The sequence below is a fragment of the Paraburkholderia sp. D1E genome, assembly GCF_052682275.1.
In genome coordinates, this window is record NZ_JBQYMB010000001.1 from 6711686 (window position 1) to 6737951 (window position 26266).

The following is a 26266-nucleotide window of genomic DNA, read 5'->3' on the forward strand; positions in this document are numbered from 1 at the left end:
CAACGAGACATCCAGCAAAGGAGAAATCACCATGGCCCTTCCACTGACTCCCGTTATCACCGTCTTTGAACGGTCGCCCGATCGCGGCAAAGGACTGGCGCGTGACATGCGTGTTCGCTGGGCGCTTGAAGAAGTGGGCCAACCTTACGAGGTTCGTCTTGTTTCGTTCGGTGCAATGAAGGAGCCCGCGCATCGAGCGCTTCATCCTTTTGGGCAGATTCCGACCTATGAAGAAGGCGCTCTTGCCCTGTTCGAGTCGGGGGCGATCGTGTTCCACATCGCAGAGCACCATGCAGTCCTGCTACCTGAGGATGCGAATGCCCGGGCACGCGCGATCACATGGATGTTTGCCGCACTCAACACGGTTGAGCCGCCGATCCTCGATCTCCAAACCACCAGGTTCCTGGAGGGCGACAAGAGCTGGTACGAGCAGCGCCTGCCTATCGTCGAGGATCGCATTCGTGACCGGCTGGGCGAGCTTTCCTATCGCCTCGGCAACGCCGACTGGCTCGACGGTGCGTTCAGCGCGGGCGACCTGATGATGGTGGCGGTGCTACTCAGGTTGAAAGCATCGGGTCTGCTGGACGAATATCCGAACCTCGCCGCCTATGTCGCCCGCGGCGAAGCGCGGCCCGCCTACAAGCGTGCTTTCGAGGCGCAATTGGCGGTTTTCACTGGCAAGCCACCCACCGGCTGATGAAGGTCCGCTCTGGGCTCAACGCCGTCATTGAGCTTCGCCATGGCCTGCGCGGATACTTCGCGTTTATTGCGCCGTGGACACGCATTTCCACCGCACTTCGATCCCTGCGAAGTTGAACGTCGGCTAGTGACGAAGGTGCTTCGAGTGCAGTGCTGCAGGTTCTTTTACCTCACAGGTAATCGACGTGCGTTGCGCCCGCGGCGAACATAGGTAGCATCGAAGCTGTCGATCCGAACACACCTATGCTACGGAGCGCTACCATGACTGCATACGCTATTGCCCACCTGAATAATGTCGATCTGTGCGCCGATGTCGTCGAATACCTCGAGCGCATCGACGACACACTTGAGCCATTTGGCGGCCGTTTCGTTGTGCACGGCGCTCGGCCCGAGGTGCGCGAAGGCGAGTGGCACGGCGATCTGATTATGGTTGCGTTTCCCGATCTCGCCGCCGCGCGTGCCTGGTACGGATCGGACGCGTATCAACGAATCCTGCCGTTACGCCTGCAGCATGCAAGCGGGTCGGTGATCCTGATTGACGGCGTGGACGAGCACCACAAAGCGACTGACATCCTGGCCTGAACACGCGGTGCTTGCAGCCGTGGTCACCTATCGACGCCGGGTTAATGCAAAAGCGGCCACACGTTGCGGGTGACAATTGCCTCACAGCGAACGTCCGCTTCGGCCGACCACCCGCCGGCCGACTCAGTTAGGCGAGTGGCGGGCGTACCTTCAAAGTCGTCGTTGCGGGCAGGGAAGCTCGAACGGTGGTTCAGGGTTGATGGTGTTGAAAAAGGGCGTCGCTTGACGGTATCGATGACGGCGTCAACCTCCCAGTCTTCTTGAGACGCGTGGCTTTCATGATCGGTTAAGGCGGGCGGTGTTCATCTTCCAACGCGGTCCACCTAAGGCCGTCGACTGGCGGGAAAGAATGCCGGTATCGCTGACGGTATAGGCGGGCGCAAGTGGTTCCGAGCGAGGCTCAGCGTTGGTTTGCGGCAGGTGATTGTCAATCGAGTGGGTATCGTTGGTCAGGATATCCCTGAACTCGATGGTCGGCGGCGTATGGAGGCCAATACGCGCTATTGGCTCATCGCGACCGACCTGTTGCGGCGATTGGGCTGCCACGGGTAGCTAGCTGACTGATTGTCTCGGGTGACTTTGGACGCAAGTCACGTGGCCCGGTCTCAATGCACCGCTTCCCAGGGCTGGCAGTCGGACATCGGCAAAAGCCGGTACTCTACATAAGTTGTGACTAGAGGGCATGTCGACATCCGTTGCAGAGGGCGCGGATCCGGACCTATCGCTTCGATGGGGTGCGGGTAACATAAGAGGTGCGATGCCGTCGAGTTAGCTGGCGCAGCCAAATTTCCGTTGCCAAGCCGCGACATTTGCGGCAGACTCTCGGATCGTTGTATTTTTCGTTGTATCCGCTGGATCGAATTGCGTAGGCGCCTTACCCCATAAGGCTTTGCTGGGTGTTTTCGAACCCCTCAGCACCACCAGCTTCAGATTCGGTCAAGTGTTTCAGTGCAGCTCAGTTGAAGTATAAGGAGTGGTAGTTCAGTCGGTTAGAATACCGGCCTGTCACGCCGGGGGTCGCGGGTTCGAGTCCCGTCCACTCCGCCAGTATCCTCGAAAGGCGAACTCCGGTTCGCCTTTTTTATTGCCCGCTGTTGTAAGATCGGGCGTTCTGTTTTTGGCACTCGTTCACGCATGCTCGATTTTTTCCGCAATCACAAACGCCTGATGATGTTCATGCTCATCCTCGTCATTGTGCCGGGGTTGGGTTTTGTGGGTATTCAAGGCTTCCGCGGCTTCTTTGACGAAAGCGCAAACGTCGCCAGCGTCAACGGTCACAAGATTACTCGCGCAGAGTATGACGACGCGATGCGTCAGCAGCTCGACCGCGCCCGTCAAATGCTCGGCGCGCAGTTCGATATGAAGTCGTTCGATACGCCGGCGCGCCGTACTGAAATGCTCGACGGTCTGATCGAGCAGCGCGTGCTGGCCGACGAAACGCAGCGCCTGCATCTGACCGCATCTGACGACGCCGTGCGTCGCGTGCTGCTGAACGATCCGGTGATTTCGTCGCTGAAGAATCCTGACGGCTCGATCGACGTCGACCGTTACAAGCAGTTGCTCGCCATGCAGGGCATGACGCCCGATCAATACGACGAACGCGTGCGCTACAGCCTCGCCACGCAGCAGTTGCCTGCCAGCATTCAAGGCAGCGCCTTCACGTCGAAGACCCTCGCACAGCATCTCACCGAGCTCGCCGAGCAGCAGCGCGAAGTGCAGGGCATGGCGTTCCACCCGCGTGACTATGCGGCGAAGGTACAACCGACGGATGCGCAACTGCAGGCGTATTACGATGCGCACCGCAGCGACTTCGCCACGCCGGCCACGGCAACGATCCAGTACCTTGTGATGTCGCCGGCAACGCTGTCCGCTGCTGTGCAGCCGAGCGACGCCGACCTGAAGAAGTACTACGACGACAACATCGCGCATTACCGCACGGATGGCCAGGTACGCGCGAGCCACATCCTGATCGCCGCGCCGAAAGATGCCAGCGCGGCTGACAAGGCCAAGGCGAAGCAGAAGGCCGACGAGGTGCTTGCACAAGTCAAGGCGCATCCGGATCAGTTCGCGCAGATCGCACAGCAGAATTCGCAGGATCCGGGTTCGGCGTCGAAGGGCGGCGACCTGGGTTACTTTGGTCGCGGCATGATCGCGGGTGGTCAGGCGTTTGACGACGCTGTGTTCGCTCTCAAGAAAGACGAAGTCAGCGGCATCGTGCAGACCGACTTCGGCTATCACATCGTCAAGGTCACGGACGTGAAGCCGGCAGTCACCAAGCCGTTCGACGAAGTGAAAGATCAGATCGCCAAAGACCTGAAGACGCAGTTGGCGAGCAAGGCATTCAGCGACGACTCGGAAGGCTTCACGTCGATCGTCTATGAGAAGGCGAAGAGCCTGCAGCCCGCAGCCGACAAGTACAAGCTGCAACTGCAAACGGCCACGATAACGCCGCAGCCGGATCCGAAGCTGCCGCCTGACAGCCCGCTGAACAACGCGAAGTTCCTGGCTGCTGTGTTCGCAAACGATGCGGTCACCGCGCGCAATAACACGCAAGCGATCGACGTCGGCAGCAACACGCTGATTGCAGCGCGCGTGACCGATTACAAGGCCGCGGCCGTGCCGGCGCTCGACGCCGTCAAGGACGCAGTGCGTCAGAAAGTGATCGCGGTTCAGTCGGACGAGGCCGCTCATAAGGACGGCATCGCGAAGCTGGCTGAGTTCGACAAGTCGAAGACCACGGCAGGCTTCTCATCGCCGCTGAAGGTTTCCCGCAATGACGCGCAAGGCATGCCGCCGGCTGCATTGAGTGCAATCTACAAAGCGGACGCGCAAAAATTACCTGCCTACGTCGGTGTGGATCTCGGCGACGACGGCTACGCGATCTATCGCGTGAACTCGGTCGTTGCGGGTGCACCGATCGATCCGCAGCGTTTGGCTGCTGCGCAGCAGCAGATTGCGCAAGTCGATGCTCAGTCCGAAGCAGAGGCTTACGTCGAAGCGCTGCGTGCCCGCTCAAAGGTGAAGTTCTACGGTTCGCTCGACAGCAGCAATGCGCAGGGAAGCGGCGAATAAGCTCCGGCTGCAGCGCGCAAGCAGGTAAAGCGCGTTGGCACAAAAAAGCCCCGCAATTTGCGGGGCTTTTTCATTTGACGAGTGCAAGCTCGTCAAACGGTTTGCCTGAGAGCGCGGCTTGCTATGCCGTCGGCCTTAGAGGCAAGCGCTGATCGAACTGGTGGCATCGCTGCCCGCAGCGCCATTGGCGCGGAAGCCGACCCACGAACCCGGGCCGCTGTAGGACGGCCGTACAACGGCGGCGGCGCCGTTAGGCGGCTGCTGACCCGGCACATAGACATCCATTGCCTGATCGTTCGCCATGGTGTCCTGCGACACGACTTGCTGTTGCGAGCTATCGGCCCACTTTTGCGCGATGCACGTAGCGACGGCCTTTGGCGGCTGCTGGCTTTGGCCCACTGATTGGACGCCAGCAGGCGGTTGAGCGGCACATGCAGAAATTGCCACGGTCAAAGCGATTAACGGTAAATATTTCACGTTATCTCCTCAGAAGTCGCTCAGAATCGAGCCGGGTTATGCGGGATTACGAAAGTGTCAGATAGACCTTACCGATCCGCGTTCCCCAATTACCGGAAACAAGTTGTTAGCGAGCTTTTCAGTGCGGCGAACTTGTGCGAAGGAGTGGCTTGACAGCCGGCCACACGTTGTTGAGTAGCACTGGTTGTGCCTGCTGCGTGGGATGGATCTGATCCGCCTGAAACATGTCCGGTTTGTCGGCGATGCCAGCTAGCAGGAAGGGCACCAACGGCACACGCAGTTGTTTCGAGAGTTCGCCGTAGAGGCCGTGGAACTTTTGCGTGTAGTCGGGGCCGTAATTGGGCGGCACATACATGCCAATCAGCAGGACCTTCGCGTGGCTTTGTTGAGCCTGCTCAATGATCGTACGCAGATTGTCTTCGGTAGTGGAGAGCGGCACGCCGCGCAGTGCGTCGTTGGCGCCGAGCTCGACGATCACGATACTCGGCTTGAGCCGTTGCAGGAGCGCCGGCAAGCGTGCCCGGCCGCCGCTCGTGGTGTCGCCGCTGATACTCGCATTGGCGACGCTATAATCGATTCGCTCGTCGGTTAGGCGCTGGCGCATCAGGGCAACCCAGCCGGTGTCACGGGGCAAGCCGTACTCGGCCGAGATGCTGTCGCCGAGCACAATGATCACCGGCTTGGCCTGTTCGGGCGTATTGGCCGCATGGGCCGGGAAGGGCAGCGAAAACAGGGTTACGGCCAGCACGGCCGAGCCGAATGCGGTAGTCAGCGCCTGTGCGTGAGGCGCTATGGCGCGCACTTTCAACCTACGCTTCACCATGCTAAACAAAACTGATCCGGTCATTGAAGTGCGGGGTTTGTGCAAGAAGGTTAAGGATGCAACGGGCGAACTGACGATTCTCGAGGGCATCGATCTTGCTATCGATGCCGGCAGCAGTGTGGCGATCGTCGGTGCATCCGGGTCGGGCAAGTCTACGCTGCTCGGCTTGCTCGCAGGATTGGACAGCGCGAGCTGGGGTCGGTTCGGCTGCTCGGCCGCGAACTCACCGAACTGAACGAAGACGAGCGCGCCGCGCTGCGCAGCGGCTCGGTCGGTTTCGTGTTCCAGTCGTTTCAACTCATGCCGCACCTGACTGCGCTCGAAAATGTCACCTTGCCACTTGAATTGCAAGGCGGCATCGGTACGCGTGACGCTGCGGCGCGCGCGCGCGGATTGCTGGAGCAGGTGGGACTCGGTCAGCGCATGAGGCACTATCCGAAGCTGCTGTCGGGCGGCGAACAGCAGCGGGTGGCGCTCGCGCGCGCGTTTGTCACGCATCCGGCGATCCTGTTCGCCGACGAGCCGACTGGCAGTCTCGATGCGGCAACGGGTCACGCGGTGATCGATTTGATGTTCGAGATGAACCGCGCGAACGGCGCCACGTTGATCCTCGTTACGCACGACGTCGAGCTGGCGCGTCGCTGCGATACGACGGTAACGATCGAAGCGGGGCGGTTGGCCTAAGCGAGCCGCTCGCACGCAATCATGCGTACAAAGGTACAAAAGCAAAGCGGGCCGCAAGGGCCCGCTTTTCATTTCAACTAACGCGACTCAACGCAGCTAACCCGGCAGGGCTAAGCGCGCGATTGAACGATGAGCCTATGCGGCGCGAGCGAGCGCCGCTCATAACTTCATCGCTTCAACGCAGCCCGCGCCCGCGCGATCAACGCCGACGTCGACGAGTCATGCTTCTTCTCGTCGGCGCTTGCTGCCGTCAGATCCGCCTCGACCACCTTGCCGAGGGCCTTGCCCAACTCGACGCCCCATTGATCGAACGGGTTGATGTTCCATACCGATGCCTGCACCAGCACCTTATGCTCGTACAGCGCGATCAACGCGCCGAGCGAACGTGCGGTGAGCGCTTCGACGAGCAGCGTGCTGGTCGGACGATTGCCCGGAAACACCAGATGCGGCGCCAGTTCCGGCTTGTCCGCGCCGGCGACCTTCTTCGCTTCTTCGAGCGTGCGGCCCAGCATCAGCGCTTCGCTTTGCGCGAAACAGTTCGCCAGCAGCTTCGGATGATGACTGACGAGCGGATGTTCCGGCGTCAGCACGGCGATGAAATCGATTGGCACAATGGTCGGACCCTGATGCAGCATCTGGAAGAATGCATGCTGACCATTCGTGCCCGGTTCACCCCACGTCACGGCGGCGGTCGGATAGTCGACCATTACGCCATCCAGGCGCGCCGACTTGCCGTTGCTCTCCATCTCGAGTTGTTGCAGATACGACGGCAGAAAATGCAGCGCTTCCGAATACGGCGCAACCAGATAGCTTTGCGAGCCGAAGAAGTTGCGATACCAGATGCCGATCATGCCGAGCAGGACAGGCAGATTTTTTTCGAGCGGTGCGTCGCGGAAATGCTGATCCATTTCATTGGCGCCGGCCAGCAGTTCGTCGAACTGCTTCGGCCCGATCGAAATCATGATCGACAGACCCACTGCCGACCACAGCGAATAACGGCCGCCAACCCAGTCCCACATCTCGAACACGTTTTCTTTCGCGATGCCGAACCTGACTACCTCGGCAGGATTGGCCGACACGCCGACGAAGTGCTTCGCCAGCGCGCTTTCCGGGCAACCTTTCTCGACGAACCAGTCGCGCAGCGAGCGCGCATTGGTCATCGTTTCGAGCGTGGTGAAAGTCTTGGAGACGATGATGGCGAGCGTCTCTTCGGGATCGATCATCTGCATCACGTTGTACAGATCCGCGCCGTCGACATTCGACACGAAGTGCGTCGTGATCTCGGGCGTGGCCAGGTGATGCAGCGCGTGCACGACCATCTTCGGCCCGAGGTCCGAGCCGCCGATGCCGATGTTCACGACATAGCGAATCCGCTTGCCGGTGTAGCCGGTCCATTCACCGCTGCGCACCTGGTCGGCAAACGCGGCCATCTTCGCGCGCTCGGCCTGGATTTCGGCGTGGAACGGTGCTTTCGGATCGGTGGCACGCAGCGCGGTGTGCAATGCGGCGCGGCCTTCGGTCGGGTTGACGACTTCACCCGCGAACATCGCGTCGCGGCGTTTCTCGACGCCGGCTTCGCGCGCGAGTTGCACCAGCAGTTTCAGGGTTTCGTCGGTGATGCGGTTCTTCGAAAAATCGGCCGCGAGACCGCCGCCCGCGAACGCAAAGCGCTCAGCACGGGTAGGGGCGGGATCGTTCTCGGGGGCGAACCAGTCGCGCATGTGCGCATCGCGAATTTTCTCGTAATGCGTTTGCAGCGAGGACCAGGAGGGGAGCGAGTTCTGCGTCATAGCGTCCGTCTAGCGAAGGGGCACGAAGAAAGGCGTGCGCGTGAAGCGCTGCCGAGGATGATGCGACGATGCTGTTAGAGCGATGCCGCGCGACCGGGTTCGCGGTGGATTGCTGTGAAGTTTCGCGAGCCTGGCTGGGGATCGAACCCGCTCGCTGAAATTTCGCTGCAACTCGCGATGATCTGACGTGCGGCGCAGTCAGTCAGTATAACGGCGTTGCGTGACGGGGGGCAGCGGTTTGGACGTCGTATGCAAATTGTGGGATCGGCTGGCCCATTTGGGTTGACCCACCAGGTAGGGCTGCTCCATTTGGGTTGGTTGATTTGGCACACTCTGTTTGTGAGGTCCCATAGGCTGCTTCACTCAGCCGCAGCCGGATAGAACATACGGTTGAGCAAAGTCCGCACCATCGGCGCGAGTTCGCCCGCCGTCAGGCCGGCCGGGCCGTGGCCTTGCGCGCTCAGCCTGTCGGCGGCGAGGCCGTGCAGGTAGACGCCCGCCAGCGCGGCTTCGTAGCGCGGCAGGTGCTGGGCGAGAAGCGCGCCGATGATGCCACCGAGTACGTCGCCCGTACCGCCTGTCGCGAGTGCGGCATTGCCGGTCGGATTGATCGCGACGCGGCCATCCGGCGCCGCGATGACGGTGCCGGTGCCTTTCAGCACAACCACGCTGGCAAAGCGCGCAGCCAGCGCCCGCGCGGCGGCGAGGCGGTCGCGTTGCACGCCCGGCGCGTCGGTGCCAAGCAGACGCGCGGCTTCCAACGGATGCGGCGTCAGCACGCACGGATCGCCTTGCACGCCGCGCGCGGTGACTTTGGCCGCGAGCGATGGGTCTTTCGAAATCAGATTGAGCGCGTCGGCGTCGAACAGTTTGGGCACGTCGAGCGGCAGCACGTCGTGCATGACACGTGTGGCGCGGTCGCGATGACCCATGCCGCAGCCGACGGCGAGCGCGTCCATCTTGTCGAGTGGCAGATCGTTGATCGCATGCAGCATCAGTTCCGGATGCGGCGGATCGTAGGGCGGGGCGCCCTCGCCGAGCAAAGCGACGTGCACTTTACCCGCGCCGGTGTAGAGCGCCGCGCGCGCGGCGAGAATCGGCGCGCCGCACATGCCGGTGTCGCCGCCGACCACGGCAAGGCTGCCGAAGGTGCCTTTGTTGGTGGCGAAGTCGCGCGGCGGCAGGAAGGCTGCAAAAAGCTCGGGCGCGTTGAGTTGCACGGCCGAGCGGGTGGTGCTGTCGATACCGATCGGCGCCACGATCACCGTGCCGGCGAGATCGCGGCCCTGCGCCGTGAAGAGGCCGGGTTTCGCGCCGATGAAGGTGATCGTGTGAGTGGCATGGACCACGGCGCCGTCGCTCTGGTTGTCGCTTCGGCCCTCGCTTGGGCCCCGCCTCGCGCTGACTACCGTCCCGGTGTCGCTATTGAGCCCGCTTGGCGTGTCGAGCGCCAGAACACCGCCTCTTCTGGACTTTGCTTTCGTGCGCTGCGAGAGTTGGCGGGCGATGGTGGCAAAGACGCCTTCCAGCGGGCGGGTCAAGCCGATGCCGAACATACCGTCCACCAGCCATGTGTAGTTTTCCAGCGAGGCCGGCGCTGTCGTGGTAATGGCTACGCCTGCTGCGCGAGCGGTATCGAGCGCCCAGCGGGCGTCGTCCGGTTTGACTTCAAGCGGCATGCAAAGGTCGACAGCGATGCCTGCCCGATGCAGCTCCGCCGCCATGATCAATGCGTCGCCGCCATTGTTGCCCGGGCCTGCTGCGACCCATACCTTGTGCTTCGATTTTTCGATCGATGTGTCGCGCGTGATCCGTTCTTGCAGATAGCTCGCGGCTGCTTTGCCGGCGCGGCCCATCAGGGTGTGCTGAGGCAGTGCCGCCGCGGCCTGGGTTTCCAGAATCCGCAGGTCGGTGAGCGTGAGCAGCGGCAACGCCCGGTTGTGCGGGCTGATTAAGGTCGGGAGCGTGGATTCGGACACTGTCATGGCGAGGCTTGGAGTCCGCCTTTAGCAAGGCGAGGAAGCTTGGGGAGCCACCATGGTAGTGCCGATATGGTCCGGGTGCGCGCCGTGTTGGCTTGGGCTTGCCTCGTTATTGGCCTGATTGGCCTGATTGGCCTGATTGGCCTGATTGAGCTGATTGAGCTGATTGAGCTGATTGAGCTGATTGGGCGTGTTGATGCCTGATATTGGCGTGGCCCGGCGCGAAGCGTCGCCGGCTTTCCTGTTCGCGCCTCGTTCGGCCCGCGCCAGAGCGGGCCCGTCATTTACTGGAACCGGTCCGCGCGCAGTGCAGCCAGGGTGTCCGCGGGGACATCAGGGGTCTTGTCCGAGATCAGGTCGGCGATCAGTTTGCCCGCCCCGCATGCCAGGCCCCAGCCGGCAGGCCCGTGGCCGGCGTTCACGAACAGGCGCGGATGAAGCGCATTGCCGATCACCGGCAAACCGTCCGGCGACAGCAGTTTTACGCCTTCCCACGGCAAGGCTGCGGAGATCCGGGCCGCGCCCGGGATCCAGTCGTGAGTCGCCTGGCCTAGCAGCGCCAACGCTTCCTTCGTCAACGGCTCGCCCAGCGGCTTGTCGATCTGCCCGGCGCTTTGCAGGACCGCACCGCCCGCAACCCGCAGGCGATGATTCATACGGGTGATCGTGATCCGCTTGACCGCGTCCACGATCGCGACGTGCGGTGCGCATTCCTCATGCGCAATCGGCGCGACCAGGTTATGCAGACGTAACGGATGCAACGGCAGGCGCAGCCCCAGGCGTTCGAGCAGCGGCAGGCTGCCGTAACCCGCGGCGACCACGATCGCGTCGGCATTGATCACGTCGACTTCGCGTGAACGCGATGCCGCGCCCGGCCGTGGCGCCAGTTCCACCGCGGCGCGCTGACCTTCGAGGCGGATCGCCGCGACTTCGCAACCCAGCATGAATTGCACGCCGCCCTGCGTATCGAGGGTTTGCTTGAGCAGTTTCGCGAAAAGCGGGCAGTTGGCCGTGCGCTCGTGGTCGAACAGCACGCCGCCGGCGAATTCCGGCTCGGTCCGCACGGAATGCTCGTACGCGGCGCATTCGGCCGGCGTCAGCACGTGGTGCGGGACTTCGTATTGGCGCAACAGATCGAGCGCGGTCTGTGTCTGCTGCCATTCCTGCTCGGCACGCACCAGATAGAGCAGGCCGCTCGCCTGTTCGAATTCCAGCCCGAAGCGCGCTTCGAGATCGGCCATCGCGTCACGCGATGCCTCGATCAACGGGCGCAGCCGCGCGTACTGGCGGCTGAACGCCTCAGGCTCCTGCAAAGCGGCGAGTTGCTTGACGAACTGGCGTGCCGGCCCGTTAAAGCCGACCTTGCTGATCACGCCGTTTTTGGCGCCCTGGCGGCTCGCCATGAAGGTTGGGCCGAACCAGACGTCGAGCGGCGTTGGCAGCACGGTGCCGCCGTGCCCATAGGTCGCGCCTTGCGCGACCGTTGCGTGGCGCTCGACGACGCATACCCGGTGGCCGGCCGCGCGCAGTTGATAAGCGGTGGCGACGCCCGCAATCCCGCCGCCAATGACGATGACATCCATGATCTGATTCGATTTGCCGGCGGGCCGCCGAAATGCCGCGTTCCCGTTAAGCGTGGCATGCGGCGCGCTGCCCGGTATTGCTCAGGCCGCTCGCGCCGATCTGATGAAAGGGCGAATGATAGCAGTCAAACGGATGGCTCTGCCACGCGAGCGCGAGGCCGGAACGCCGCGACGGCGCGCCCAGGCCGCCATCCGGACCCCACCAAAACCCTGGTGCGAAGCCCGTTGGAAGCCCGTTCCCGGGGTATAATCTCGGACTTCCTTTCCGCCTCACGTCGCCTTCACGCGGGACTCATCGGCATCACTCATCGGTATCAATTAGCGACGCAACGTCAAGTCCATGGCCCACTTCTCGTGTTTCCCCGGCGCTTCGGCCCTTTCCGATTTCCGTCAAACCCGCCTGCTCGAAACGCTGACGCGCATCGACGCCAACATCACCGGCGTGCGCGGACAGTATCTGCACTTCGTCAACGCGCAAACCCCGCTTTCCGCGGAAGACAACGCGAAGATCGAAGCGCTGATGCACTACGGCGATCCGCTCGAAGAAACCAATGAGCGTGGCACGGCCGAAACCTTCCTCGTAGTGCCGCGCTTCGGCACGGTGTCGCCGTGGGCCAGCAAGGCAACCGATATTGCGCATCTCTGCGGTCTCACGCAGGTGCGCCGCATCGAGCGCGGCGTCGAATACACGGTCACGCTGAAAAGCGGTCTGCTGGGCGGCAAGAAAGCGCTTTCCGACGAAGCCCGCGCGGCCGTTGCCACGGCGCTGCACGATCGCATGACCGAGAGCGTATCGCCCTCGCGTGACCACGCGCTGCATCTGTTCGACGAACTGCCGGCCAAGCCGCTGCAAACCGTCGACGTATTGAGCAACGGCCGTGGCGCGCTGGAAGCGGCGAACACTGAACTGGGCCTCGCGCTCGCCGACGACGAAATCGACTACCTCGTCGACGCCTTCACGAAACTCGGCCGCAACCCGACCGACGTCGAGCTGATGATGTTCGCGCAGGCCAATAGCGAGCACTGCCGTCACAAGATTTTCAATGCGGATTGGACGATCGACGGCGAGAAGCAGGACATCTCGCTGTTCAACATGATCCGCAACACGGAGAAGCTGAACCCGCAGGGCACGATCGTCGCGTATTCGGATAACTCGGCGATCATGGCGGGCGGCATCGCCGAGCGCTGGTTCCCGCGCACGCCGGCTGAACTCGGGGCAAACGAGTTGCCCGAGCACTACCGCCGCAATGTCGAACTGACGCACACCTTGATGAAGGTGGAGACGCATAATCACCCGACCGCGATCTCGCCGTTCCCGGGCGCCTCGACTGGCTCCGGTGGTGAAATCCGCGACGAAGGCGCAACGGGTCGCGGTGCGCGTCCGAAGGCCGGTCTGGCGGGTTTCACAGTGTCGAATCTGGAATTGCCGGATGGCGTCGAAGCATGGGAAAACGCACGCGACGCCGCGCAGCCGCTGGTGCATCGCAATCCGGACGAAAAGCACGAAGCGTACGGTCGTCCTGACCGCATTGCGTCGCCGCTGCAAATCATGATCGACGGCCCGCTCGGTGGTGCCGCGTTCAACAACGAATTCGGCCGTCCGAATCTGGGTGGCTATTTCCGCGCTTATGAGCAGAACGTTGCGGGTCTGGTGCGCGGTTATCACAAGCCGATCATGATCGCCGGCGGCATCGGCAATATCTCCGATCAGCACACGCACAAGCACGATCTGCCGGAAGGCTCGCTGCTGATCCAGATCGGCGGCCCGGGTATGCGCATCGGCATGGGCGGCGGCGCCGCCAGCTCGATGGCGACGGGTACCAACACGGCTGAACTCGACTTCGACTCGGTCCAGCGCGGCAATCCGGAAATCGAGCGTCGTGCGCAGGAAGTGATCAATGCGTGCTGGCAACTCGGCGAGAAGAACCCGATTCTGAGCATTCACGATGTGGGTGCGGGCGGCCTGTCGAACGCGTTCCCGGAAGTGGTGGACGGCGCCAGCAAGGGCGCGATCTTCGATCTACGCAAGATCCAGCTGGAAGAGAGCGGTTTGTCGCCGCGCGAAATCTGGTCGAATGAAGCGCAGGAGCGTTACGTGCTGGCGATTGCGCCGGCCGATCTGCCGGCTTTCGAAGCCATGTGCAAGCGCGAGCGTTGCCCGTTCGCGGTGGTCGGCACGGCCACGGCGGAACGTCAGCTGAAGGTGATCGATTCCGAAGCGAACGGCGATGCCGCACACGAGCCGGTCGACATGCCGATGGAAGTGCTGCTCGGCAAGGCGCCGCGCATGCATCGCGACGTCAAACGCGTCGAGACCAAACTTGAGCCGGTGGATGTCACCGGCATCGCGTTGTCGGACGTCGCGGTTAGCGTGCTGCGTCACCCCACGGTGGCCAGCAAGTCGTTCCTGATTACGATCGGCGACCGCTCGGTCGGCGGCACGACCGCGCGCGACCAGATGGTCGGCCCGTGGCAAGTGCCGGTGGCCGACGTCGCCATCACGACGATGGACTACGCGGGCTTCCGCGGCGAAGCGATGACCATGGCCGAGCGCACGCCGCTCGCCGTGATCAACGCGCCGGCGTCGGGCCGCATGGCGGTCGGCGAGGCGGTTACGAACATCGCGGCGGCGCCGATCGCGTCGCTCGATAAGCTCAAGCTGTCGGCAAACTGGATGGCCGCGTGCGGCGCAGCGGGCGAAGACGCCGCGCTGTACGACACGGTCAAGGCTATCGGCATGGAGTTGTGCCCAGCGCTTGGCATCAGCATTCCGGTCGGCAAGGATTCGCTGTCCATGCGTACCAAGTGGGAAGACCGTGGCGTTGCGAAGGAAGTGGTCGCGCCGGTCTCGCTCATCATCACGGCATTCGCACCGGTCGAAGACGTGCGTAAGCACCTCACGCCGCAACTGCGCCGCACGAGCGGAACGGATGGCGCGGGCGATTCCGTGCTGATCGCAATCGACCTCGGTCGCGCCAAACATCGTCTGGGCGGCAGTATTCTCGCGCAGGTCACGCAACAGGTCGGCGATACGGTGCCGGACGTCGACGATCCGGAAGATCTGAAGCGTTTCTTCGCCGCGATCCAGTCGCTCAATAGCGACGGCAAGCTGCTCGCGTACCACGACCGTTCGGATGGCGGCCTGTGGGCGACGGTGTGTGAAATGGCCTTTGCGGGTCACGTCGGCGTGTCGCTGAACGTCGACATGCTGGTCCTCGACCCGAACCACGAATCCGATTTCGGCGACGCGAAAGACTGGGCGAAGCAGACCAGCGGCCGTCGTGAAGACCGCACGATCCGCGCGCTCTTCACCGAAGAACTCGGTGCAGTGATTCAGGTGCGGGCGGCTGACCGCGACGCGGTGCTGGTCGCCTTGCGTGAACACGGCCTGTCGGCATGCTCGCATGTGATCGGCAAGACCAACGAGCGCGATACGATCGAAATCTATCGCGACGCGAAGAAGATCTACGACGCACCGCGTACCGAATTGCATCGCGCGTGGAGTGAAGTGAGCTGGCGGATTTCGCGTCTGCGCGACAACCCGGCTTGTGCCGATGCTGAATACGACGCGCTTTCAGACGCCGCCGATCCGGGCATCTCGCCGGTCCTCACGTTCGATCCTTCTGAAGATGTCGCGGCGCCGTTTATTGGCAAGAGCGCCCGTCCGCGCGTCGCGATCCTGCGCGAGCAGGGCGTGAACTCGCACCTCGAAACGGCTTATGCATTTGACCGCGCCGGCTTCGACGCGCACGACGTGCACATGAGCGACCTGCTGGCCGGCCGTGCCAACCTGGCCGATTTCGCCGGTGCGGTGGCATGCGGTGGCTTCTCGTACGGCGATACGCTGGGCGCAGGCGAAGGTTGGGCCAAGGCGATCCGCTTCAACTCGCAACTGGCCGATATGTTCGCCGCATTCTTCGGCCGCGAAGACACGTTTGCGCTGGGTATCTGCAACGGCTGCCAGATGATGAGCAGCCTCGCATCGATGATTCCGGGCGCCGAAGCCTGGCCGAAGTTCACGCGCAACAAGTCGGAGAAATTCGAAGCGCGCTTCTCGCTGGTCGAAGTGCAGGCTTCGCCGTCGATCTTCTTTGCCGGCATGGAAGGCTCGCGCATTCCGGTGGCGATTGCGCACGGCGAGGGTTACGCGGACTTCTCGCAGCAGGGCGATGCGTCGAAGGTGGCCGTGGCGATGCGTTACGTTGATCACCGTGGTCAGGCAACGGAGCAGTATCCGTTCAATCCGAACGGTTCGCCGGACGGCATCACGTCGGTCACAACGCCTGATGGCCGCTTCAGCGTGCTGATGCCGCACACCGAGCGCGTGCATCGTGCGGTGCAGATGAGCTGGCATCCGGCAGGCTGGGGTGAGGGCAGCACGGACGCGAGCCCGTGGCTGCGCGTGTTCCAGAACGCCCGCCGCTGGCTGGGTTGATGGTGTTGTGCAGACCGGCCGCGTTATCCGTGCGTGGAGGTCTGCCGGTGCTACGGCAGTCGCAAACCGAAGTGGGTGGCTATGTGCAGCTCCGCCTCGTTGCTGCCGTTAGATTGGTGACATTCACTTCGTATCCGTTCAGGTACGAAAAGCTATGATGCTCGCATGATGGGTGTTGTTCGTATCCGCTCAGGCACGAAATGACTATGCAGCCTTTCGAGTTCAAGGATTCGTACCTGTTCGGGTACGAATCAGGGCCCCTATCTCTATCCCATGGCATAATGTTCCCGAGCGGGTACGAACGGGCCGGAGGTAGAGAATGCATCAGTCTGAGGTTTACATCAGCGGCATGACGCAGTTGGGCGATCTTGTACGGGCATCAAGGCTCGCACAAGGGCTGACGCGAGACGACGTCGCCATCGCCACTGGCCTGTCCCCAAAATTCATTACACACATTGAGGCGGGTAAGCCGACCGCTCAGATCGGCAAGGTGCTCCACCTTCTTGGTGAACTGGGTATAACGCTGCGCGCGCAGGTTTCCGTGGACATTCCTCCGGCCTTGGCCACCAAGGTTCTCCAGCGCCGACGGGCCGCTCATGGCAGCTAGAACACTCGTCGCCTACGCGAATGGCCAGCGCGTTGGCGTTGTGAGCGACGAAAACGGCATCTGGTCGTTTACCTATGACGAGAGCTGGCTAGGCCGCGAAGACGCATTCGCGCTTTCACCCGCTTTTCCTCTACATGCCGGACCTGTCGTCGACGGGTCGAGCCAGAGGCCAGTGCAATGGTTCTTCGACAATCTTTTGCCTGAAGAGGACATGCGCACGGCGCTCGCTCGTGAAGCCAAAGTCAATGCGAGCGATGCGTGGGGTCTGCTTGCATACTACGGCCGGGAGTCGGCAGGCGCCCTGACGCTACTCGCCGAGGGCGAGCGCGAGGCATCCGCCGGTTTGCAGCCGTTGTCGTACGCGGAACTGGAGGCTCGCATTCAGGCTATGCCGCAGCGCGCGCTCAGTACCACCGCACCCAAACGCATGTCCGCGGCGGGTGCCCAACAAAAACTGCTGCTGTCCTTGCGAGGTCACGCGCCGGATTACGAGCTTGTTGAACCCGTGGGTAATGAGCCGTCGATGCATCTGCTCAAGCCGGACATGCGAAGCACCGGCTATCCTCATTCGGCAATAAACGAATTTTTCTGCATGCGCCTGGCGCAAGCGATGGGCGTGCGCGTGCCGCCTACGCATTTCCTGCGCGTGCCCTCAGCCTGCTATGTTATCGATCGCTTCGATCGCGATATGGCCGCAGAGCCGGTTCGGCGCTTGCATACGGTCGATGCAATGCAACTGTTGAACTACGACCGGAATTTCAAATATCAGAACGCGACGGCGCAGATACTCAGGGATGCTATCGAAATAACCGGCACGCGGGCAAAGGCACGTCTTGATGTGTTCCGATGGGCAGTCTTCAACGTGTTAATCGGCAATGCGGATTCCCACCTCAAAAATCTGTCGTTCTTCGTCAGTGCCCGCGGCTACATGCTGGCGCCGTTTTACGATCTGGTCAGTACAGTCGTCTACCACACACCGACCTATCAGCCGAATCAGCAAGACCGTTGGCCCCATTGCGACCTGACAATGCCCATTGGAGAGGCCATTCAGTTTGCGGACATTTCCAGAAAAAACATGCTGGCATTCGGCGAAGCGCTTGGCCTCCAGCCCAAAGGTTCGGAAAAAATGCTCGATGAGATGCTTGCCACTGTCGACGCCAGGGTAGCGGAGACCCGCCACGCCGTCGACGAAATCGCGCAGCCGAATGCCGGCGAAGTCCGGCTGCTCGACTCGATCGTTGCGATGCCGCTCGCGGAGATGAGCAGGGCGCTGCGCCAGTGATATCGGTGCCCTCGCAGGGCAAGCAATCCCACATGAAATCCGCAGAACAAAAAAACCGCCCTCGGGCGGTTTTTTTGTTCTGAAGCAGCGGGCAAAAACGCTTATTGAATCTTCGCGTTCTTACGCAGGCCTTCTTCGAACGCCTGCAGCTTTTCCTGCTGGATCTGCTGCACGATCTGCGGACGCACTTGCTCCAGCGGCGGCGGCGTGATGTTGCGCACGTCGTCGACACGGATGATGTGCCAGCCGAATTGCGTGTGCACCGGCGTGTCGGTCATCTGGCCTTTCTGCAGATGCGTGGCCGCCTCTGCGAATTCAGGCACATAGGCCTTCGGGTCCGACCAGTCCAGGTCGCCACCGTTCTTGCCCGATCCCGGGTCCTTCGAGTATTGCTTGGCGAGGTCTTCGAAGCTCGCGCCGGCCTTGATCTTGGCGATCAGATCCTTCGCTTGCTGTTCGTTGTCGACCAGGATGTGGTGCAGGTGATATTCCTTGCCGCCTGCGTCCTTGACCAGCGAGTTGTAGCGCGCGGTGACTTCGGCGTCGGTCGGCGTGTTGGTCTTCACGAAGTCTTCGATCAGCGCGCGCAGCACGACGGTTTGCTGTGCAACGGCGATTTGTGCCTTGATGTCCGGACGATTCGGCAGGCCACGGCGCAGTGCTTCCTGCATCAGGATTTCGCGGTTCACCAACTCTTCGCGCACAGCCATTTGCAATTGCGGCGTGTTTTGCTGGCCTTGATGAACCAGTTGATCGATCAGTGCGTCGGCGCGTGCTTTCGGAATCGGCGTGCCGTTCACGACAGCGATGTTCTGTGCAAATGCAGGTGCGGCCGCAAACGCAGCCAGCAATACCCAAAGGTGGGTTTTCTTCAAGGTCATCGGAAGTTTTCCTAGCGGGGCAACAAAGCGAATTCTTCGGGCGTATACGCCGTGATTGCAAGGGCATGAATGCCGCGCTGCATGGCATCGGCCAGCGCATCATACACCATGCGATGCCGCGCCACGCGGGCCTTACCGGCGAATGCGGCGGCCACGATCGTGACACTGAAATGACCGCCGGCGGAGGCGCCGGCGTGGCCTGCGTGCTGCGCGCTGTCGTCCGTGATCTGGATCGAGGCGACCGGCGCGAGCGCTGCGGTGAGACGCGCCTCGATCAGCGCGGCGCGCTCAGCGGTGGTGGCGTGCATGAAAGCATCGCTCGTCATGTCATTCTTCCTTCATATACTTCGACAGCCACAAACTCTGTCCGACGATGAATACCACGAGGCATCCGGTCGCGCCGAACAGCTTGAAATTGACCCACTGGTCGGTCGTGTAGTGATACGCGACGAACAGATTAACCAGTCCGAGCAGCACGAAGAAAATCGCCCAGACGACGTTCAGCTTGCCCCAGATTGCGTGCGGCAGCGTGATCTGCTTGCCCATCATCGCTTCGATCAGGTTCTTGTTGAAGGCCAGTTGAGAGACGATCAGCGCGACCGAAAACGCCCAGTACAACACGGTCGGCTTCCATTTGATAAAGGTGTCGTTGTGCAGCACGAGCGTTGCGCCGCCGAATACGGTGACAACGCCGAGGCTCACCCACAGCATCGGATCGACCTTGCGGTGGCGGAATGCCACCCACGCGATCTGCACCAGCGTGGCAACGATCGCCACTGCCGTCGCCGTGAAAATGCCCCATATCTTGAAGGCGACGAAGAACAGGATGATCGGGAACAGATCGAACAGGAATTTCATTATCTGGTCGGGATTTCGGAGAGTGGGTCGGAGAAAAAGGGACGCGGCACGGGGCGCCCGGTGGCAGGGATGCGGCAGAAACCCGCCGCGGCCGCCACCGCGAACGGCGCATTGCGCCGTTCGTAGCATGATTGCCGTGCCGGGTTGACCGGTTCGCAAGCCCGATGAAGGGTGTCGCGACCGGCGGGCGCCCTATAACGGACGCCGGCCGCGCATCATTCAACGGGCGCCGGACTCCGCGCTGCGTTACTTGGGCTCGAATTGTAACGCAGCCGAATTGATGCAGTAACGCAGACCGGTCGGCGCCGGTCCGTCTTCGAACACGTGGCCCAGATGCGCGCCGCAGTTCTTGCATTGCACCTCGATGCGCAGCATGCCGTGCGCGCGGTCGGTTTTCTCGGCAATCACTTCGCCGTTGATCGGCTTGAAGTAGCTTGGCCAGCCGCAACCGGCGTCGAATTTAGTGTCCGATTCGAACAGCGGCGTGCCGCAGCAGACGCAGTCATAGATGCCGCGGTCCCAGTGGTCGTGATAGCGGCCGGTGAAGGGGCGCTCGGTAGCCGCGTGACGCGTCACCTGGTATTCGATGTCGGAGAGCTGGTTGCGCCACTCGGCGTCGTCTTTCTGCACGGCGGGGCCGCCGGTGTTGAGATCGTCGGGCTTGTTCATGATCGGGGTTCCTGTCTCGTGCTTGTTTTTGGGGCAACTAAAAGCGCCAGCGGCTCAAGCGGATTTCAGCAGAATCAAAGGCTTCGGCTCGTCACGAAGAGCAACTCACTTCCAGCGAGCTGGCCCAATCCGGCGGCAATCCCGCATACGCTTCGTTTTCGGGCTGCTCGTCGAACGGATGGCGCAGGACGGCGGCCAAACGTTCGACTTCGGAGAAATCCTTCTCTTTCGCCCGGCGGATCGCCGTTTCCGCCAGATGATTGCGAAGTACGAATTTGGGGTTCACACGGTTCATTGCAATGGCGCGGGCTGCGTCGTCGCGTGTTTCTTCGGACAGGCGCGCGCGATAGTCGTTCACCCACGCGTCGAAGGCGGCGCGGTCGAGGAACAGGTCACGCACCGGCGCGTCGCCGCTCGCCTCGTGCTTCGAAATGCGCGCCAGATTGCGGAACGTGAGCGTGAAATCCGCACGGTTGGCGTGCATCACGTCGAATAGACGGTTGACCAACGTGTCATCGCCGTCGCGCTCGGCTTCGAGGCCTAGCTTCTCCCGCATGCGCCGCTCCAACGCCGGTGCAAAATGGTCCTTGAAGCCGCCGAGCACCCGCTGTGCGTCTTCGATCGCCTTGTCGCCGCGCACGCTTTCTTCATGCTGACCGCCGAGCAGCGGCAGCAGGCCTTGCGCGAGGCAAAAGAGGTTCCAGTACGCGATCTGCGGCTGCATCTTGTACGCGTAGCGGCCTTGCGAATCCGAGTGATTGCAGATGTAGCCGGCGTCGAAGCCGTCCATAAAGCCGAACGGGCCGTAGTCGATCGTGAGGCCGAGAATCGACATGTTGTCGGTATTCATTACGCCGTGGCAGAAGCCGACAGCTTGCCATTCGACCATCAGACCGGCGCTCGACATGACCGCCTCGTTCAGCAGCGCGAGATACGGATCGCCGGCTTCGCGGCAATGCGGATAGAAGCGTTCGATCACGTGATCGGCGAGCGCGCGCAGCGCATCGACGCGATCGTTCGAATAGAAATGCTCGAAGTGCCCGAAACGCACGAAACTCGGCGCCACGCGCGTGACGACCGCGGCGGTTTCGACTTCCTCGCGGCGCACCGGCTGGTCGGAGCCGATCACGCACAGCGCGCGCGTGGTCGGAATGCCGAGGTGATGCATCGCTTCCGAACACAGATATTCGCGGATCGACGATCGCAGCACGGCGCGGCCATCGCCCATGCGCGAATAGGGCGTGCGGCCCGCGCCTTTGAGCTGAAGCTCGAAGCGTTGTCCGTCGTGTTCGACTTCGCCGAGACCGAGCGCGCGGCCGTCGCCGAGCTGGCCGGCCCACACGCCGAACTGATGCCCTGAATACACCGATGCGTACGGCAGCGCCTCGGCGGCCCATTCACGCGTGGCGTTGCCGGAGAACAGTTCGGCAAACCCCGGATCATTCTGGAGCGCCGGCTCTAAACCGAGCAACGCGGCGGCTTCTTCGGAGAACCCGACCACGTACGGCGCACTAAGCGGGGCCGCGGGCAGGCGCGTCAGAAATGCGCTGCCGAGCTGCGCAAAGGCGCTTTCGGGCGAGGTGGTAAGTGCGTCGGAAAGAGCCGATAAAGGCCCGGATAACCCTGCAATGCTTGGGGAAAACGACATATTGAGCGCCTCTGGATTAACCGATATTGTAAGTCCGCGCCCGCGGCGCTGCTGGTCGGCCGTTTAGCCCGGCGCCGCCTGTGTGCTGGGCGTATCCTGCCGAAGCGATCCCGCGCCGCTTCAGGGCGCGCCACGCGATCCATCGGAGCGTCCCGCGCCACTCGGCGGAGTGCGCCGCGCAGCCCCGAGCTGTAACCCCAATGACACAAACAAGGCGAGGAGATCTCTCTTTATGACGACGCCGCTGCTTGGCCAGATGATGGACGTGCCGCTCACTGTGTCCTCGTTGCTCGCGCATGCCGCGCGGCATTTCGGCGACACCGAGATCGTGTCCCGGCGCATCGAAGGCGACGTGCATCGCTACACCTACCGCGATTGCGAAAAACGCGCGAAGCAGCTGGCGCAGGCGCTGATCGCGCTTGGCGTCGAGCCCGGCGAGCGGGTGGGCACGCTGGCCTGGAACGGCTACCGGCATCTGGAAGCGTATTACGGCGCAACGGGCTTCGGCGCCGTGTGCCACACGATCAATCCGCGTCTCTTTCCCGATCAGATCGCCTACATCGTCAACCACGCCGACGACGCTTACGTACTCTTCGACACCACGTTCGCACCGCTCGTCGACGCGCTCGCGCCGCAGTGCCCCAAGGTGCGCGGCTGGATCGCACTGGCCGACGAAGCACATCTGCCGAAGATGCAAACGCCGGTACTCAGCTACGAAACGCTGGTCAACGCGCAGGACGGCAACTACGAATGGCCGCAACTCGACGAACGTCAGGCGTCTTACCTTTGCTATACGTCGGGCACCACGGGTAACCCGAAAGGCGCGTTGTATTCGCATCGCTCGACGGTGTTGCATGCGTTCGGCGCATCGCTGCCCGATGCGATGAGCCTGTCCGCGCGCGACTCGGTGCTGCCGGTCGTACCGATGTTCCATGTGAACGCCTGGGGCATTCCGCACGCCGCGCCGCTGACCGGCGCGAAACTTGTCTTTCCCGGCAAGGATCTCGACGGCAAATCGCTCTATGAATTGATGGAGAGCGAACGCGTCACGTATTCGGCCGGCGTGCCGACCGTGTGGCTCGGCTTGCTCAACTATCTGCGCGAGGCCGGCGTACGGTTTTCGTCGCTGAATCGCACGGTGATCGGCGGCTCAGCGTGTCCGCCGGCGATGCTGCGCACGTTCGAGGACGAATACGGCGTGCAGGTGATCCATGCATGGGGCATGACGGAAATGTCACCGCTCGGGACCTTGTCGAAACTGACGTGGGAACAGAGTCAGCGTCCGTTGGCAGAGCAGCGCAAACTGCTCGAAAAGCAGGGCCACGTGCTGTACGGCGTCGATATGAAGATCGTCGGCGAAGACGGGCGCGATCTGCCGTGGGACGGGGTGGCGTTCGGCGATCTGCATGTGCGCGGGCCCTGGGTGATCGACCGGTATTTCCGCAAGGACGATTCCCCGCTCGTGGACGGCTGGTTTCCGACCGGCGACGTCGCCACCATCGACCGCGACAGCTTCCTGCACATCACGGATCGCTCGAAAGACGTCATCAAATCCGGCGGCGAGTGGATCAGTTCGATCGATATCGAGAACGTCGCAATCGCGCATCCGGCCGTGGCCGAAGCCGCGTGCATCGCCTGCGCGCATCCGAAATGGACCGAGCGGCCGCTGCTGGTAATCGTCAAGCGGGCGGGTTTCGACGTGACGCGCGAAGAACTGCTTGCGTTCTATGACGGCAAGGTTGCCAAATGGTGGATTCCCGACGACGTCGCTTTCGTCGACGAACTCCCGCACACGGCTACCGGCAAGCTGCAGAAACTCAAGCTGCGCGATACGTTCCGCGACCATATCCTGCCGTCCGTACTCGAAGACGAAAAGGATTGCCCGCTTGCCAGGGGAAACCCCGTCTAACGATAAATTGAACGAGCGTGCTTTTTTGTGTATTCTGCCTGCTGACCCCGGGAAAGTCGGACACTAAGTCAGACAATGCGTCGGACAATGAGCCGACTCGATAAACCGGACGGGCGGCGCGTCATGCGCCGCCTCATCGCATGGAGGCAGGCAGATGGCAGTGGACTACACAACTCATGACGGCGTGGCCGTCATTACGCTGAACAATCCCCCCGTAAACGGCCTCGGCCTCTCGACGCGAGCGGGTATCGTCGAAGGGATCGAGCGCGCCCAGAACGATCCGGCCATCAAGGCGATCGTGCTGACGGGCGCGGGTAAAGCCTTCTCGGGCGGTGCCGACATCACCGAATTCAACACGCCCAAGGCGACCCAGGAGCCGACGCTCGCCACGGTCATCAAGACCGTCGAGGGCAGCGCCAAGCCGGTGATTGCCGCCATTCACAGCGTCGCCATGGGCGGCGGCCTCGAGCTGGCGCTCGGCGCGCATTATCGGATCGCCGCAGCCGGCGCGCAGATCGCGCTGCCGGAAGTGAAGCTCGGCATCCTGCCGGGCGCGGGCGGCACGCAGCGTTTGCCGCGTGCCATCGGCCTCGAAGCCGCGCTCAACATGATCGTCTCCGGTGCACCGGTGATGTCGGAGAAGCTGGCCCATCCGGGGCTGGCCCATCCCGGGCTGGCCGACTCGGGCCTGTTCGACGAAGTCGTGGCAGGCGATCTGGCCGAAGCAGCCCTCGCGTTTGCCCGCAAGGTCGGTGCGAAAGCGGGCCCGCATCCGAAGGTGCGCGACCGCAAGATCGAGCATCCGAATGCCGCTGGTTTCATCCAGTTCACGCGCAATACCGTCGCGGCGATGGCGAAGAATTTCCCGGCGCCGCTGAAGTGCATCGACGCGGTGGAAGCGGGCGTGCAGAACGGTTTCGACAAGGGCCTCGCGTTCGAACGCGAATGCTTCATCGCGCTTGTGCAGACGCCGGAAAGCCACGCGCTGCGTCATGCGTTCTTCGGCGAACGTGCGGCGAGCAAGATTCCCGATGTGCCTGCCGATACGCCGGTGCGGGATATCAAGCAGGTGGCCGTGATCGGCGCCGGCACGATGGGCGGCGGCATCGCGATGAACTTCATCAATGCGGGCATTCCGGTCACGCTGCTGGAAACGAAGCAGGAAGCGCTCGACCGCGGCATGGCCACGATCCGCAAGAATTACGAAGCCACCGTCAAGAAAGGCAAGCTCAAGCCCGAAGCGCTCGAACAGCGCATGGCGTTGATCACGCCGACGCTCTCCTATGACGACCTGAAAAGCGCTGACATGATCGTCGAGGCGGTGTTCGAAGAACTCGGCGTCAAGGAGCAGGTATTCAAGCGTCTCGACGAAGTGGCGAAGCCCGGCGCGATCCTCGCGTCGAACACGTCCACGCTGGATGTCGACAAGATCGCCGCTTTCACGAAGCGTCCGCAGGACGTGGTCGGCATGCACTTCTTCAGCCCGGCCAACGTGATGAAGCTGCTCGAAGTCGTGCGCGGCAAGGAGACGACGAAAGACGTGCTCGCCACCGTCATGAAGCTCGCCAAGAAGATCAAAAAGACCGCTGTGGTTTCGGGCGTGTGCGACGGCTTCATCGGCAACCGGATGATCGAGCAGTACATCCGTCAGGCGCTCTTCATGCTCGAAGAAGGCGCATTGCCCGCTCAAGTGGACAAGGCCATCGAGAAGTTTGGTTTCGCGATGGGCCCGTTCCGCATGAGCGACCTGGCCGGTAACGACATCGGCTGGGCGATCCGCAAACGCCGCTATCAGGAACATCCTGACATGCACTACTCGAAGATCGCCGATCGTCTCTGCGAGACGGGGCGTTTCGGGCAGAAGACCGGCGGCGGCTGGTACGACTACAAGGCGGGCGACCGCACCGCGTATCCGTCGAAAGCGGTCGACGAGATGATCGCGGCGTTCTCGAAGGAATCCAACGCCGAACGTCGCAAGATCAGCGACGAGGAAATCGTCGAGCGTCTCGTGTTCGCGCTCGTCAACGAAGGCGCGAAGATTCTCGAGGAAGGCATTGCGTCGAAGGCGTCGGACATCGACATGGTTTATCTGACCGGCTACGGCTTCCCGCTCTATCGTGGCGGTCCGATGCTGTACGCGGATACGGTCGGCCTCTACAACGTCGAGCGTGCGATTCGCCGCTATGCGTCGCGCCCGAATGGCGACGCCTGGCAACTGGCGCCGAGCATCGCGGAACTTGCGGCGAAAGGCCGTGGGTTCAACGGCTGAAGCGCGGCCGCTCAGG

19 protein-coding genes, 1 tRNA gene and 1 pseudogene are annotated in these 26266 nt (G+C 62.3%); 11 read left to right on the top strand and 10 right to left on the bottom strand.

Annotated elements, in window-relative coordinates; all coding sequences use genetic code 11:
* Positions 1-31: 31 nt before the first annotated feature.
* The 4 genes from ACUN0E_RS30270 (at position 32) to ACUN0E_RS30285 (ending at position 4353) form a co-directional block, all read left to right on the top strand.
* Positions 32-697 carry a glutathione S-transferase family protein gene (locus ACUN0E_RS30270; RefSeq protein WP_408509920.1) on the top strand — a complete coding sequence of 222 codons (666 nt, stop codon included), beginning with the start codon at positions 32-34 and terminating at the stop codon, positions 695-697.
* Positions 698-960: 263 nt separating this feature from the next.
* The gene (locus ACUN0E_RS30275; protein ID WP_445568891.1) at positions 961-1281 is read left to right on the top strand and encodes a DUF1330 domain-containing protein; all 321 of its coding nucleotides are present in this window, start codon (positions 961-963) and stop codon (positions 1279-1281) included.
* 970 nt (positions 1282-2251) lie between these two features.
* Positions 2252-2328: transfer RNA gene (locus ACUN0E_RS30280), tRNA-Asp, on the top strand.
* A gap of 87 nt (positions 2329-2415) precedes the next feature.
* Positions 2416-4353 carry a SurA N-terminal domain-containing protein gene (locus ACUN0E_RS30285; protein WP_408509067.1) on the top strand — a complete coding sequence of 646 codons (1938 nt, stop codon included), beginning with the start codon at positions 2416-2418 and terminating at the stop codon, positions 4351-4353.
* Between the two features lie 135 nt (positions 4354-4488).
* Here the strand turns inward: ACUN0E_RS30285 and ACUN0E_RS30290 are convergent, their stop codons facing one another.
* A complete protein-coding gene (locus ACUN0E_RS30290; protein WP_408223050.1) occupies positions 4489-4830 on the bottom strand; it encodes a hypothetical protein in 342 nt (113 codons plus the stop codon).
* Positions 4831-4948: 118 nt separating this feature from the next.
* The gene (locus ACUN0E_RS30295) at positions 4949-5653 is read right to left on the bottom strand and encodes an arylesterase (RefSeq protein WP_445568892.1); all 705 of its coding nucleotides are present in this window, start codon (positions 5651-5653) and stop codon (positions 4949-4951) included.
* Here ACUN0E_RS30295 and ACUN0E_RS30300 point away from each other — a divergent pair.
* Positions 5652-6337, top strand: a pseudogene (locus tag ACUN0E_RS30300) (ABC transporter ATP-binding protein). The gene ACUN0E_RS30295 and the pseudogene ACUN0E_RS30300 sit on opposite strands and share 2 nt — an antisense overlap.
* Positions 6338-6504: 167 nt before the next feature.
* On the opposite strand, the gene pgi reads toward ACUN0E_RS30300, so the two are convergent.
* Entirely contained in the window at positions 6505-8127 is a 1623-nt protein-coding gene (pgi, locus tag ACUN0E_RS30305) for a glucose-6-phosphate isomerase (protein WP_445568893.1), read from the bottom strand.
* A 359-nt stretch (positions 8128-8486) separates the two neighbouring features.
* Positions 8487-10112: an NAD(P)H-hydrate dehydratase gene (locus tag ACUN0E_RS30310; RefSeq protein WP_445568894.1), complete on the bottom strand. Its 1626-nt coding sequence runs from the start codon at positions 10110-10112 to the stop codon at positions 8487-8489.
* A 39-nt stretch (positions 10113-10151) separates the two neighbouring features.
* On the opposite strand from ACUN0E_RS30310, the gene ACUN0E_RS30315 reads away from it, so the two are divergent.
* Positions 10152-10313 carry a hypothetical protein gene (locus ACUN0E_RS30315; protein ID WP_445568895.1) on the top strand — a complete coding sequence of 54 codons (162 nt, stop codon included), beginning with the start codon at positions 10152-10154 and terminating at the stop codon, positions 10311-10313.
* An 80-nt stretch (positions 10314-10393) separates the two neighbouring features.
* Here the strand turns inward: ACUN0E_RS30315 and ACUN0E_RS30320 are convergent, their stop codons facing one another.
* Entirely contained in the window at positions 10394-11692 is a 1299-nt protein-coding gene (locus ACUN0E_RS30320; RefSeq protein ID WP_445568896.1) for an FAD-dependent oxidoreductase, read from the bottom strand.
* Between the two features lie 340 nt (positions 11693-12032).
* On the opposite strand from ACUN0E_RS30320, the gene purL reads away from it, so the two are divergent.
* The 3 genes from purL to ACUN0E_RS30335 all read left to right on the top strand — a co-directional run bounded on the left by purL (position 12033) and on the right by ACUN0E_RS30335 (position 18016).
* Positions 12033-16127 (top strand): phosphoribosylformylglycinamidine synthase, encoded by a 4095-nt coding sequence (gene purL / locus ACUN0E_RS30325; protein WP_445568897.1) that lies wholly within the window; start codon positions 12033-12035, stop codon positions 16125-16127.
* A gap of 319 nt (positions 16128-16446) precedes the next feature.
* Positions 16447-16734 carry a helix-turn-helix domain-containing protein gene (locus ACUN0E_RS30330; RefSeq protein WP_408223062.1) on the top strand — a complete coding sequence of 96 codons (288 nt, stop codon included), beginning with the start codon at positions 16447-16449 and terminating at the stop codon, positions 16732-16734.
* Complete coding sequence (locus ACUN0E_RS30335) at positions 16724-18016, top strand: HipA domain-containing protein (protein WP_445568898.1); 1293 nt, start codon at positions 16724-16726, stop codon at positions 18014-18016. Before ACUN0E_RS30330 ends, ACUN0E_RS30335 begins: the two co-directional genes overlap by 11 nt.
* Positions 18017-18117: 101 nt before the next feature.
* Here ACUN0E_RS30335 and ACUN0E_RS30340 read toward each other — a convergent pair whose 3' ends face one another.
* The 5 genes from ACUN0E_RS30340 to ACUN0E_RS30360 form a co-directional block, all read right to left on the bottom strand.
* Positions 18118-18897, bottom strand: coding sequence for a peptidylprolyl isomerase (locus ACUN0E_RS30340; RefSeq protein WP_408223064.1), 780 nt, complete (start codon positions 18895-18897; stop codon positions 18118-18120).
* 11 nt (positions 18898-18908) lie between these two features.
* Positions 18909-19223 carry a BolA family protein gene (locus tag ACUN0E_RS30345; RefSeq protein ID WP_064270191.1) on the bottom strand — a complete coding sequence of 105 codons (315 nt, stop codon included), beginning with the start codon at positions 19221-19223 and terminating at the stop codon, positions 18909-18911.
* A gap of 1 nt (position 19224) precedes the next feature.
* A complete protein-coding gene (locus ACUN0E_RS30350; protein ID WP_408335504.1) occupies positions 19225-19755 on the bottom strand; it encodes a septation protein A in 531 nt (176 codons plus the stop codon).
* Positions 19756-20001: 246 nt separating this feature from the next.
* Entirely contained in the window at positions 20002-20424 is a 423-nt protein-coding gene (gene msrB, locus ACUN0E_RS30355; protein ID WP_445568899.1) for a peptide-methionine (R)-S-oxide reductase MsrB, read from the bottom strand.
* 91 nt (positions 20425-20515) lie between these two features.
* The gene (locus tag ACUN0E_RS30360) at positions 20516-22072 is read right to left on the bottom strand and encodes a protein adenylyltransferase SelO (protein ID WP_445568900.1); all 1557 of its coding nucleotides are present in this window, start codon (positions 22070-22072) and stop codon (positions 20516-20518) included.
* Positions 22073-22304: 232 nt separating this feature from the next.
* Between ACUN0E_RS30360 and ACUN0E_RS30365 the strand changes: the two genes are divergently transcribed.
* Together ACUN0E_RS30365 and ACUN0E_RS30370 are read left to right on the top strand one after the other, a co-directional pair.
* Complete coding sequence (locus ACUN0E_RS30365; RefSeq protein WP_445568901.1) at positions 22305-23981, top strand: 3-(methylthio)propionyl-CoA ligase; 1677 nt, start codon at positions 22305-22307, stop codon at positions 23979-23981.
* Between the two features lie 154 nt (positions 23982-24135).
* A complete protein-coding gene (locus ACUN0E_RS30370) occupies positions 24136-26250 on the top strand; it encodes a 3-hydroxyacyl-CoA dehydrogenase NAD-binding domain-containing protein (protein ID WP_445568902.1) in 2115 nt (704 codons plus the stop codon).
* The last annotated feature ends 16 nt before the right edge of the window (positions 26251-26266 follow it).